Source organism: Bacillus thermotolerans (assembly GCF_000812025.2).
Classification (GTDB): domain Bacteria; phylum Bacillota; class Bacilli; order Bacillales; family Domibacillaceae; genus Quasibacillus; species Quasibacillus thermotolerans.
In genome coordinates this window covers 37,602-50,082 of sequence record NZ_JWJE02000015.1, presented here as the reverse complement: position 1 = coordinate 50,082, position 12,481 = coordinate 37,602, and the positions used below count along the sequence as shown (strand labels likewise).

Below are 12,481 nucleotides of genomic sequence, written 5' to 3'. Positions count from 1 at the left end.
TAAATCTATAGACTTTTTTATGACTCTAACATATTATGACATCTCTATACTTATTAGTGCGCCTTCCCTCCACTACACGTCTAATTTTCCAGTGAACTTTAAGGCTTTCAATGCGAGTAAGAGATGAAAATTCTCCTCGGCATCACGCAGGCTGCATTGTAAGATGGAGGTGATTTTACTTATCCGGTAACGAAGTCCGCTAATGGATAAGCCTATGTCTTCGGAAGTCTGTTCATGGTTTCCGCCATTCAGCAGAAAAACATATAACGTCTTCAAAAGCTCTATTTTTTTCTCATCCCCTTCGCCATAGAGAGGTCCTAGTGTAGACTTGGCCAGTTTCTCTAACTCTTTTTCATGGTAATCATTGGCTAGCAAGCCGACAATACCGAGTGATTCAAAAGTAACGACCGGCAGGTTCCTAGAGGCGATTCGTGAAGCGGTCAGCGCTTCCTTATACGCTTCTGCTGATTGAATAATATTATCGCTTTTCAGACTGATTCCTACTTGAAAATCAACTTGGCCGTCAATAGATTCAAGTTTGTTCAGAAGGGCCCAACATAGATCTGTGACCGCCTGTTCCCCTTGTTCAGGCTCTGTGATTAACACAATAATACTAGAACAACGCTGGCCAATTAATGTGTCAACCTTTTCATTTCTAAAGTAAGTGGATGTCTCTTTCAACACAATGTCGTGAAAAGCAAGCTCTCTTTCTGTATTATGTTCCGGCAATTTATACTGTACGACACATATATAGTAAGGCTTCGATAAATCAAGAGAAATAAAGCCTGCGCGCTTTAATATATCTTTCTTCTCATCATATTTCTTATTTAGAATTTCCTCTAAAAAGCGCCCCTTCATTCGTTCGGCCTCTTCGAATTTAGTTTTTTCATTCAAGAGTACCAGCGAACAAACAGATGATAGTTTTTCAATGAACATAGAAACAATTTGAGAATTTATCAGCTTCCTTTCCTCAAAGAAGAAAGAACAATAGGCAACGATCTCCCCTTGCAAAGACACAGGCTTAACCAGGCGTGTCCCCGCTTTTGTCTCGATTGCTTTTGTTTTATAAATAGACTGTTTACTCCAATCCGTATCTTGCATTTCCTGCTTGAGGCGCTCCTGCGAGAGGCCTTCGTATGCGAGTGGTTCATGGTAGGAGTTTTCAATTAATACTGGTATACCTGTCTGCTCGTACATAACGCGAACAATGGAATCAAGGTGATTCCCTTTCACAATTTCCTCAGTCAGCATTTCATGGACAGCTGTTACTTTTGCAAGGTTATTCTTCTCTTCTATTAGATGCTGATGAGTATGCTCAAGCTCCTGTAATATAGGAAGTTCCTCAAAGTAGCTAAGCTGTTCATCTGCAGCATCTCCCCACTCTGATACTAACCGGCCCACCCACTGACATTCCTCTGCTCCTGCTCCTGCACATGCTGTTTCCTTAAAGATAACTGTCTCTCCGATCAGCTTTGAAATATAGCCGCTTGCATAACCAGTCAGCGTATAACAAATAGGGTGATCCGATAAGCCAAAGTTCTTTACATGCTCAACTGCTTCATAAGAGTATTTCCATGTGCCCTCCATATAAAAGTGTGTTACTTTGGAGCCTTCTTCCGTAATATCCAAGCTCCTTAATGACGCCTGAACGTGCCCCTTTAGAGAATGAACTACCGGTCCATAGCTAACCTTCTCCTTTAAGGAGCTAGACGGCTCCGGGGGTGCCTGCTCTGCATCCTGCCTTCCAAGATTCCAGCCGTAGCGAAAAAGAAAAGCTCTCATTCGTTCGATTCCTATGTTCTTAATCAAGTCTTTTCTTAGCGTACCAAAAGCCTCTGCTGGAATAAGAAGCGACCGAACCTCATCTGTGTATACCAATCCTTCCCGGCAAGTCAAATTTAGTGTTTGTACGAGAGACTGTGTTGTCTCCATCATTCTCCCACCTTTGTACTTTCTTTTTCAGCGGACTGCCACAAAACTCTACTATTTATCTTATATTTACAGAAAGCGCTTTCTATATTTTACATAATAATTGAAAATTCCAACTTTTTCACCCTGCAACCACTCTAACTGACATTTAAGGAATAACAGCCAGTCAGCCGCTCGGCATGTCACCTAGCGGCTATGGGTAAATCTATAAAATAGAGAGAACAGTTTTAAAGAGACCCTTATGGAAACTGGTATAAGGAACGCTCTAAAGAGCAATATAGAAACCAGCAGAGATAATTCTCATTATTTTAGTTGCATTATAAGAAGCTAAAGTAACATGACATAGTCTTTATTGAACAAAGGTGATCGTGACATCTTCCTCTGGGAAGGTTTTACAAGCTAGGACGATTCCGTCTCTTCGCTCCAGATCATCCAAAGCTGTTTTTGAACAGAGCCCTAGTTGAAATTTTCCACTTTCTACTTTTACTTTACACATGCCGCAGCCACCCCTTGTGCAGGCATATGAAATATTCACCTTCTGACTTAACGCCGCTTGTAGCAATGAATGACCAGGAAGTGACTGAACAGTAACTTTTTCAGCAGCAGACAATTTCATTTTTTCTCCCACCTTTTGAGGAAATTGACAAGGCAAACAGATAATCGGCCGGTTTCCCGCAAATTTATGCACCTTGTTGCTGTACTTATTTCAGCGCAATACAAATATTTTTGGCCTCGCTGAAGAACTCAAGGCTGTGATGGCCTCCTTCGCGGCCAATTCCACTTTTCTTAAAGCCTCCAAAAGGAGCTCGCAAATCACGGACGAACCAGCAGTTAACCCAGATAGTTCCCGCCCGGACATCATGTGAGACTCGATGGGCACGCTGTAAGTTATCTGTCCAAATAACACCGTTTAACCCATATTCGGTGCTGTTAGCAATCTCTAAGGCTTCTTCCTCCATATCGAATGGGATCAGCGTGACTACGGGCCCAAAGATTTCTTCTTGGCAAATACGCGCTTGAGGGTTTTCTTGGATGAAGATCGTGGGCTCCAAATAATATCCTTTGTTTAAATATTCAGGCAAATCAGGGCGTTTTCCGCCATAAACAAGTTCAGAGTCTTCCTCCTCAGCAATACCGAGATAGCTTGTTACCTTTTGATAATGCTCTTCACTTACAACAGGTCCCATGTTCGTTTGCGTATCTTGCGGATCTCCGACTTTTAATTCCGAAGCCGCCTTCTTAAAGCGCTCTACAAACTCCGAGAATATAGAACGTTGAACGAGAATTCGAGAGCCCGCCAGGCAGACTTGTCCTGAATTCATAAAAGCAGCTTGGATAGAAGTAGGTACAGCTTTATCAAGATTTGCATCTTCAAATATGATATTCGCGGCTTTGCCTCCAAGCTCGAATGATACTTTCTTCAATGAATCAGCACCATTTTTCATGATTGCCTTGCCTGTCGATGTTTCACCTGTAAACGAAATTAAATCTACTTCCGGATGTGTCGTCATGAACTCTCCTGCTGAGTTTGGCCCAAATCCTTGCACAACATTTACTACTCCGTCTGGAATACCGGCTTCTTTCGCTATTTCACCGAGAAGCGAAACAGTCAGTGGTGTGACCTCTGCAGGCTTGATCACAGCTGTGTTTCCTGTAGCAAGGCAAGGGCCCAGCTTCCATGTTGTTAGCATAAACGGCAGGTTCCAGGGTGTAATAAGAGCGGCTACACCAACAGGTTCATAACGCGTATAATTTAAATATTCTTCTCCCATCGGATACACTTCCCCGCCTTGCTGCTCCATGAAATCCGCAAAGAATTTTAAATTATGGGCAGCTCGCGGAATTTCTTTTTCTAGAGCCACCGGGTAAGGCTTTCCGACGTCCAGTGCTTCTAAACGTGCAAGTTCCTCTTTGCGTTCAATAATAATTTCTGCCATGCGGCGGATTTTACTTGACCGTTCTGCTGGAGACATTGTACGCCATGGTCCCTCTTCAAATGCGCGACGGGCCGCCCGGCAAGCCCGGTCCACGTCTTCCTTTGTGGCTTCGTGTACCTGGGCAATGACTTCTTGTGTGGCTGGGTTTTTCACTTCAAAAGTTGATCCATTGCTGGATTCTACATACTCCCCATCAATATAAAGCTTTACCTCTCTTACCTTAACTTTTGTATTCGTCATGACCTTACCCCCTTTGCTTCTTGTTCATTTCTTCTTTTTACAGACTCACCGGCAATTCCCCAATGCTCTGGCGGCATCTCATTAATCATTACTCGAACGTTTTGTACGGGGCTTTCAAGAATGTCTGCTACCTTATCTGTCACCTCACGAATAAGCCGCTCCTTTTTTTCAGGTGTTCTTCCTTCGATAATATTTATTTGGATGAAAGGCACAGCATATCACTCCTCTTCTATTCTTTAAACGAGATGTCTAATGATCCGATACCATCAAACTGTACAGAAAAATGATCGCCTGCATGTATTTCAACCGCACCGGCAAGCGCGCCAGAAAGAACCACATCTCCCGGTTTAATCGATTGGCCGCTCCTAGAAAGCTCATTCGCCATCCATGCTATGGCTCTTGCCGGATGTCCCATAACCGCAGCCCCGGTACTTGTTGATTCAATTTGACTGTTTTTCTTGAACACCATCCCCATGAGGCGCAAATCAATATCTTCCAGGCGATAAAGCTTTTCGCTCATGATATAGCGGGAAGAAGAGGAGTTATCTGCTACCACGTCTGCCAAGGTAAAATTAAAATTACGGTAGCGACTATCAATAACCTCCATAGCTGGCGCAATATAAGCGGTAGCATCAAGAATATCCGCTGTATTGATAGACGGTCCGCTGACCTCTTTATTAAAAATGAAAGCAATTTCTGGCTCGATCTTAGCGTGAATAAAAGGAGCAATAGACACTTCTTGTCCTTCCATCAACTGCATATCCTCAAGCAAAACACCATATGTAGGCTCATGTACACCCATCATCTCTTGCTTAGCTTTACTCGTGAGCCCAAGCTTGTATCCTGATCTTCTTGTCTGGTGTTTTTCCACCTTTAACTCAACTAATCTCTTCTGAATCTCATAGGCAAGCCCTAAGTCAAGCTCTGGATAAAGCTCAGTGAATTTGTCGACTTCCTTACCTTCTGCCTCTGCCTGAAACAGCTCGTAGGCAATATAATCAACCAGCTCAGTTATCACCATTTCAGTTCGCCCCTTCTCTCTATACTAGCGCTTTGTTTCTCTTAGAAATGTCCGCAGCCACCTCATAAATCAAATCTTCCTGCCCGCCGACTGCCTGCATTTTTCCAAGTTCAATTAAAATACTGCGCTCATCCACACCAAATTTCTTCGCTGCATCATGAGTATGAAGTAAAAAGCTTGAATACACGCCCGAATATCCCATAATCAGACTAGAACCCGTAATCTCTTGAGGACGAGGCATAATCTTCGCCACTACATCATTCGCAACATCCATTACTTTATATAAATCGATACCTGTTTGATAGCCGAGGCGCTCAAACACTGCAGCCATTACTTCTGTTTGCGTATTCCCGCTTCCAGCTCCTAAGCAGCGGAGGCTTCCATCAACGTAAGCGGCTCCAGCCTCTACCGCAGCGATTGTATTGGCCATAGCAAGCGACAAGTTGTTGTGTCCATGAAAACCTACCTTACATGAAAGATGATCTTTTAGTGCGGACACTCGCTCTTTCACTTCATGGGGCATTAAAGCACCAGCTGAATCGGTTACATAGACAACTTCTGCTCCATAGCTTTCAAATAACTTCGCCTGCTCGATTAGCTTGTCAACCGGTGCCATATGAGCCATCATTAAGAAACCAATTGTTTTTAAACCTAGATTTCTTCCAAGCTCTATTTGCTGGCGGGCCACATCGGCTTCCGTTACATGAGTCGCTACGCGAACCATTTTCGCCCCTGCCTTTACAGCATCCTCCAAGTCTTCTTTCACGCCAATACCTGGAAGCAACAACACGGATACTTCCGCCTGCTCACATTCGTCCACTGCTGCCTCAATCAACTTCATCTCATCCACTGCCGATAACCCGTATTGTAGAGATGACCCGCCAAGGCCGTCTCCGTGTGATACCTCAAAGTAACGAACGCCTGCTTGGTCTAGGCCTCTTGCTACCTGTCTGACCTGCTCTTCAGTAAAGGAATGTTTTACCGCATGACTGCCGTCGCGCAGTGTTACATCTAAAATGTTAAAGCTTCGTTTCCCCATTTTATCCCTCCTTATCTGGATGCTATCGCTGTTAATTGCCTCGTCATCTCATTCCCTACTTTTGCTGCTGCGGCCGTCATAATATCTAGATTGCCAGAGTAAGGCGGGAAGAAATCCCCTGCTCCTTCTACCTCAATAAAAACAGACACCTTTGTCCCATCAAACTGCGGAGCGCTGCGCAGCCGATAGCCTGGCACATAATTTTGTACTTCCTTCACCATATCTTCTATAGAAGCAAGAATTTCCGCTTCCTTTCCTTCCTCTGCTACAAGTACATGAACGGTGTCACGCATAATAATTGGAGGGTCCGCAGGATTTAAGATAATGATCGCTTTTCCTTTTTCAGCTCCCCCAACCTCTTCAATTGCTCTCGCCGTTGTCCGGGTAAATTCATCAATATTGGCTCTCGTACCCGGTCCTGCACTTTTACTGGAGACAGTTGCTACAATTTCTGCATACTTCACCGGCGCCGCGCGGTGAATAGCATGAACGATCGGGATAGTTGCCTGCCCCCCGCACGTAACCATATTGACGTTTGGCTCGGATAAATGCTGATCTAAATTAACCGGTGGCACAACAAATGGGCCGATCGCTGCTGGCGTTAAATCAATCACCTTTTTGCCAATTGCCGTCAACTGATCATGATGGTATTTGTGAGCACCTGCTGTCGTAGCATCAAACACAATATCCACAAGCTCTGGCTGCTTCATCAACCCTTCAATGCCATCTGTGATAACATGGTATCCGCGCTCTTTAGCCCGCTTTAGCCCTTCTGAAGAAGGATCGATGCCGACCATTACATTCATTTCTAACTGATCACTCCGCTCAAGCTTATACATTAAATCTGTTCCAATATTCCCTGAACCTATAATACCCGCCTTGTACTTCGTCATTTTGCCGCCTCCTATTCACCAAATGCTGCTGACACTGAGCCAATGTGAGCAAATTCTGCAGTAAATGTTTCACCAGCGGCAACAGGGACCGCCTTAGATAAAGCTCCGGAAAGTATGACTTCACCTGCATAAAGAGAAATGCCGTACCTGCTAAGCGCATTCGCAAGCCATGCTACTGCTCGCACCGGATTTCCCATTACCGCTGCCCCAGCTGCCGAATCAAAACAGACCCCATTCTTATAGACATTCATTCCTATACAGGATAGATCAAGGTTATCGAGCTTTGTTGGCTTTCCTCCAATGATTGCTCGCGCGGAGGAACCATTATCAGCTACCGTATCTTCAAAGCGGATATTCCAGTCTTTAATACGGCTGTCTATGACTTCAATAGCCGGGACTACGTAATCTGTTGCTTCAATGACCTCGAATGCCGTAACATTGGGTCCTTTGAGGTCTTTCTTTAACACAAAAGCGATTTCAAACTCTAACTTGGGCTGAAGAAATTCTTTGAGAGAAATCGTCTCGCCGTCCAAATGCATCATGCTATCTAGCAGATGTCCGTAGTCAGGTTCCTCTACATTGAACATAGCTTGCATGACTTTACTCGTTAAGCCGATTTTTTTGCCTACAATAACGGCCCCATTTCTCACCTTTTGTTGAATTTGTTCCAGCTGAATATGGTAGGCTTCATCAACAGTTATCTTCTTATAACTGTCTGTTAAAGGGGCAATCGGCTGCTTTGTTCTTTCTGCTTCTAGTAAACTAAGTGCTGATTCCTTAACATTCATTTCATATTCCCCCTACGTAAGTGCCTTAGAGAATGATTCCACCAGCTCACGACGATGATAGAAAATTCCTGTGCCAATCTTATCTTCAGTCCAAGTGATTGTAGGAAAATCAGAATAAGATACATACCCGCTCGCAAATGCCTCATTTCGATTACCAGATGGGTCAAAAAAGTAAACCGTTTGACCGCGTGTCACTCCATGGCGTGTTGGTGTCACTTCCACAGGCACCTCGTTTTTCGTTAAAATATCTGCTGCCTTCAGTACCTCATACCAGTTATCCACGTAAAACCCAGCATGATGGAACTTCGCATCCGGCCCCTTAACAAATGCCACATCGTGCGCTTTATTCGTTGCTGATAAAAAGCTGCCAATCATAACCTCTCCATCTACGGTGACGATCTTCTCTGTTTGATGAAAATCGAGAACTTCTGTAAAGAAGCGTGTAACCGCCTCAATATCATCTCCAGTCAGCAAGGTGTGATCAAGACGATGCGGTGCTATGCCTCTTAACCCATCTGGCCATGGATGCGGATTAATAATTCCTGTGCCTGTGCCGACTTGTTCAATCTCCGTATACAACTCCATTTGATGGCCGGTCGGAATTTCAAACCTTACAGCCTGTCCCTCAGCTAATCTCGTTCCGTATGGAATACGTGTAAGCTTGCAGCCAAATTGTTCGATTCTATGCTCTAGTTTCTCTAATTCGTAAATATCTCTCACTTTAAAGCCCATATGATCCATGCCAGCAGAATCAGATTTTTGCAGAATAATACTATGATGATCGTATTCGTCCCAAGCTTTTAAATATACCCGGTCTCCATCACGGCCTGTTTCTTCCAGTCCGATAATGTCTGTATAATAATTAACAGATTCTTCAAGATCCATTACCCGCAATTCCAAACGCCCGATACGCATAATTCCGCTCATTGTCCATCCCCCTCATATTAGCTAGATTGCTTTATCTGCTAAAAGGCTAAGTGCCGCTTCACAACAAGCCTGGTCCTCCTCTACTGATCCGCCGCTTACACCAATCCCGCCAGCAACCTGGCCATCACAGCGAACAGGATAACCGCCTCCGAAAACAGTCAGCCGTTTCGTATGCACAATGCCTGTTTTTAAGGAAGGCTGATCTTTGATCAAGTCATACCATTCATGGGTGGGAAGACCAAATGCAGCAGCCGTGTAAGCTTTGTCCTGAGCAATATTAATACTTAACAAAGGCGCATGATCCATACGAGAAAAAGCCACTAGGTTTCCTCCCGCATCTACAATTGCAGCATTTATGGCTATACCAAGCTCCCTTGCTTTTTCTTTCGCAGCTCTTACCATCTGTTCGGCAAGCTCACTTGAAATTGTTTTTTGTTCAATGAATGTCGTCATGTTTGTCACTCTCCTGTTTAACCAGTCGAAAGCGCTTTCTCACTTGCATAATAATACCGGCTGGACAATCCTTTAGATAGACAACGCTTCCATTCAACCGTTACGTACCTATACCGCGAAACCTCTCTTTTATTAAGGCTTGGCAAATAGATAAGGCCCGGCTCTTCCGTTACAATTACTTCTGCCTGCTTATAATCAAACCGGCTTTTTATCCTTACTTCATACACACCCGGTGCCGGCAGCAAATAGTAGGGCTCAACCTGGACAGCAGCCGTGTGCTTTTTCAATAGCATTTGCCCTTTTATAGAGTAGTACTCTCCTAGATACGTAGGGATCTTATCCATTTCCCCCGCACGGATTGTTTTTCTGATCAGCGTTGAGCTGATCTTTTCATTATCTGCTGCTATTTTTTCTATTTGTGTCACTTCAAGGAGGCCACCTGAATCTTCTTTCATCCGCTTCATATTCCCTGCGCCACGACAGCCGTAAGTAAAATCAAATCCAGCAACAGCATGTATAGCACCGAGCCCTAACAAATATTTCTGTACAAACTGTTCTGGGGAAAGAGCAGAAAAGCTCGAATTAAACTCCACAATATACGCTATATCTACGCCTAGTTCTTTGAAAATTCTCTGTTTCTCTTTGACCGGCATCAAGTAGTCGACCTGTTGCGAGCCATTGGTCAGCACCTCCTTCGGATGGGGGAAAAAGCTCATCACTGCCAGCGATACGCCCTTTTCCCTAGCTACATTCCTTGCTGCTTGAATGACCTGCTGATGCCCCTTGTGAACGCCGTCGAAAAAACCAAGGGCGATGACACACAGCCCTGCCTGCTGCTGATAACGCTGAAGGTTTTCTGGATTTAAGTAGACTGTTTTCAAGTAGGCCGCCTCCTTTAGTTAAATAGCGCTTACTTCTTCTTCCTCGAGAGACCGGTATCTTCCGCTGTAGAAAATGAGCGGATTAGCTTCTGTTAAATGAATATTTGTCACTCTGCCAATAAACAGCGTATGGTCACCCTCTACATGTTCACTTGATACTTCACACGTAATTTGTGCTGCCGCACCTTCTATTACTGGATAATCACCAAGCCTGGAGAATGGTACTTCCTTTCCCTCTTCTATTTGTCCAGCAAAAATCATTGACAATTCTTTTTGATCAGCGGCTAAAATATTCACAGCAAACTTTTGACTCTTTTTAATTCGCTCTAGCATTTGAGCTTTCTCTCCAATTGATATCACTACAAGCTTTGGATCAAGTGACACAGACATAAAAGCATTTGCTGTCATTCCGTACACTTCTTCCTCCACCTCGGTTGTAATGACCGTTACACCGGTAGCGAATTTACCCATCGCTTGACGAAATTGATAATCCTCCATCATGTCTCCTCCTCTTGAATAGATAGATTCAATTACTTTACTTCCACCTTTTCTGATGTCTCTTCCTGCCAAGCCGGATTTGTCCATCCGTGCAAGTCATAATCAGCCAGAGCGGTGTTAACAAACGATTTCAAGTTGTCTGATGCACCTACCGCATCTGCATGCTTCAGCGCCTCTAACCGAATGTTTTCGTGATTGCCTGCATAGTTTACTTCATACAATTCATGACGTCCGCCAAACTCTGTTCCAATAGCATCCCAAATCATTTTCATCAGTTTCACACGGTCTTCTGCGTTGATTCCGGACCCTCGGTAATATTTGTCTAAATATGGACGAAGATCATCATTTAGAAAATCATTCGCACTTGATGGCAGCTGGATTAACCCTCCTGCAACGACCTGTTCGAAAATGTTCTTTACACGTACCCAGGTCATCGGTGCCAGCACTCGATAAGAATTAGCGTAGAATCCATTTGGAATGGCTACACCATTTTGGCCAAACTCCGGCTCAGTAGCCATCGCGGTCGATAGTCCCCAGAACATGTTACGAAGAGCAAGCACCTCACCGATATTAGCCTGAACTCCTCTAAATTGCTTTGTACCGGCCGCCTCAGTCGCTTTTAGTAACAGGCCCGCCATAAAATCAAGCTTAACAGCAAAGCGAGTACAGCCGTGGAACGTAAAGCGGTTTACAAATCCTGTTTCCATAAGAAAACCATTTGTAATATCAGTATTTTTATAAGCAAGTACGTCTTCCCATGGAATAAATACATTATCAAGCACAATAACAGCGTCATTTTCATCAAAGCGGCTAGAAAGCGGATAATCGTAAGGGGAACCGGTTACAGACGCTTGTAACTCGTAAGACTGCCGGCTGATCATTTTTACACCAGGTGCATTCATCGGTACAAAGAAAATTAGGGCGTGGCTTTGGTCACCATCTCCTAAATCAGTCGGTCCATAGTTGGAAACGAAATTATAATGAGTGAGAGCAGCAGCAGTTCCTACCATTTTAGCTCCACTGACGATGATACCGTTATCCCGTTCATCAACTGCCCGGACGAATACGTCTTTATTTTCGTGGAGCGGTTTTGAGCGATCGACCTGAGGATTGATAATAGTGTGATTAATAAAAGGAACATCTTTCGTTGCTTTTTTGTACCAGGCTTTTGCATTTCCTTCGAAACCTTGGTAATATTCAGATAAAGCATCTAATTGTCCAGTAAAAGATGCTTTATAATCAGGGGTGCGTCCCATAAATCCATAACTCAATTTAGCCCATTGAGCGATCGCATCCCTTGATTCTAATAAGTCCCGCGCACTATTTGGAGTTCTAAAAAACTTATGTGTGCGGTCACCATACTCTGTTTCAGCCGTTAATACTTTCCCCATCTCTGGATCATGCAGCGCGTCATACATTCTTGCGATGGACCGGGCTGAGTTTCTATATGCCGGGTGCTTAGTTACGTCGTTAATTTTCTCACCGTTTAGATAGACTTCTCTTCCATCTTTTAAGCTTTCCAAGTATTGTTGACCAGTTAGCATTATCTTCACTCCTTTTTGTAAACCCTTACATTTTTGATATTAAGAACTATCAATTAAATAATTCTTAACTTTATCTTACTGACGATTTATCCACTAAACAACAACGGCAACTGTTAGAAAAAACAGAAAATTCTAACATAAAATGTTAGATTTGAGCGAAGTAAAAGATTCTTACAGAGACTACGCTTCTTCATGAATCATGTAAGAGAATGTACAGCTATCAGTACATGGTGCTGAACATTCATATCATTGTCTCAAAAAAGCTAAACGGCCTTAGCTCTCTCAAATGCAGAGCTAAGGCCGTTTCAATTATTTTTGTTATTTCTACTGT

Annotated in this window: 13 protein-coding genes; all 13 read right to left on the bottom strand. The window is 43.7% G+C overall.

Going from position 1 to position 12,481, the window contains the following annotated elements:
* Positions 1–72: 72 nt before the first annotated feature.
* The 13 genes from QY97_RS08015 to QY97_RS07955 all read right to left on the bottom strand — a co-directional run bounded on the left by QY97_RS08015 (position 73) and on the right by QY97_RS07955 (position 12,150).
* Positions 73–1,932, bottom strand: a complete 1,860-nt coding sequence (locus QY97_RS08015; RefSeq protein WP_039237214.1) for a XylR N-terminal domain-containing protein — start codon at positions 1,930–1,932, stop codon at positions 73–75.
* A gap of 346 nt (positions 1,933–2,278) precedes the next feature.
* The gene (locus QY97_RS08010) at positions 2,279–2,545 is read right to left on the bottom strand and encodes a 2Fe-2S iron-sulfur cluster-binding protein (protein ID WP_046128697.1); all 267 of its coding nucleotides are present in this window, start codon (positions 2,543–2,545) and stop codon (positions 2,279–2,281) included.
* 85 nt (positions 2,546–2,630) lie between these two features.
* Positions 2,631–4,106, bottom strand: coding sequence for an aldehyde dehydrogenase (locus QY97_RS08005; RefSeq protein WP_039237212.1), 1,476 nt, complete (start codon positions 4,104–4,106; stop codon positions 2,631–2,633).
* Positions 4,103–4,318 carry a 4-oxalocrotonate tautomerase gene (locus tag QY97_RS08000; RefSeq protein WP_039237210.1) on the bottom strand — a complete coding sequence of 72 codons (216 nt, stop codon included), beginning with the start codon at positions 4,316–4,318 and terminating at the stop codon, positions 4,103–4,105. The genes QY97_RS08005 and QY97_RS08000 overlap by 4 nt, the downstream gene beginning before the upstream one ends.
* 17 nt (positions 4,319–4,335) lie before the next feature.
* On the bottom strand, positions 4,336–5,127 hold the full coding sequence (locus QY97_RS07995; protein WP_039237208.1) for a 2-keto-4-pentenoate hydratase: 792 nt from the start codon (positions 5,125–5,127) through the stop codon (positions 4,336–4,338).
* A 19-nt stretch (positions 5,128–5,146) separates the two neighbouring features.
* Complete coding sequence (gene dmpG, locus QY97_RS07990) at positions 5,147–6,166, bottom strand: 4-hydroxy-2-oxovalerate aldolase (RefSeq protein WP_039237206.1); 1,020 nt, start codon at positions 6,164–6,166, stop codon at positions 5,147–5,149.
* Positions 6,167–6,177: 11 nt separating this feature from the next.
* Complete coding sequence (locus QY97_RS07985) at positions 6,178–7,059, bottom strand: acetaldehyde dehydrogenase (acetylating) (RefSeq protein WP_039237204.1); 882 nt, start codon at positions 7,057–7,059, stop codon at positions 6,178–6,180.
* Between the two features lie 11 nt (positions 7,060–7,070).
* Positions 7,071–7,847 carry a 2-keto-4-pentenoate hydratase gene (locus tag QY97_RS07980; protein WP_039237202.1) on the bottom strand — a complete coding sequence of 259 codons (777 nt, stop codon included), beginning with the start codon at positions 7,845–7,847 and terminating at the stop codon, positions 7,071–7,073.
* A 12-nt stretch (positions 7,848–7,859) separates the two neighbouring features.
* Positions 7,860–8,774, bottom strand: coding sequence for a catechol 2,3-dioxygenase (locus QY97_RS07975; protein WP_039237200.1), 915 nt, complete (start codon positions 8,772–8,774; stop codon positions 7,860–7,862).
* A 21-nt stretch (positions 8,775–8,795) separates the two neighbouring features.
* A complete protein-coding gene (locus QY97_RS07970) occupies positions 8,796–9,227 on the bottom strand; it encodes a GlcG/HbpS family heme-binding protein (protein WP_082090165.1) in 432 nt (143 codons plus the stop codon).
* 17 nt (positions 9,228–9,244) lie between these two features.
* Positions 9,245–10,108 (bottom strand): FAD synthetase family protein, encoded by an 864-nt coding sequence (locus QY97_RS07965; protein ID WP_039237196.1) that lies wholly within the window; start codon positions 10,106–10,108, stop codon positions 9,245–9,247.
* 18 nt (positions 10,109–10,126) lie between these two features.
* Positions 10,127–10,606: a flavin reductase family protein gene (locus QY97_RS07960; protein ID WP_039237194.1), complete on the bottom strand. Its 480-nt coding sequence runs from the start codon at positions 10,604–10,606 to the stop codon at positions 10,127–10,129.
* A gap of 32 nt (positions 10,607–10,638) precedes the next feature.
* Positions 10,639–12,150: a 4-hydroxyphenylacetate 3-hydroxylase family protein gene (locus QY97_RS07955; protein ID WP_039237191.1), complete on the bottom strand. Its 1,512-nt coding sequence runs from the start codon at positions 12,148–12,150 to the stop codon at positions 10,639–10,641.
* Between the last annotated feature and the right edge of the window lie 331 nt (positions 12,151–12,481).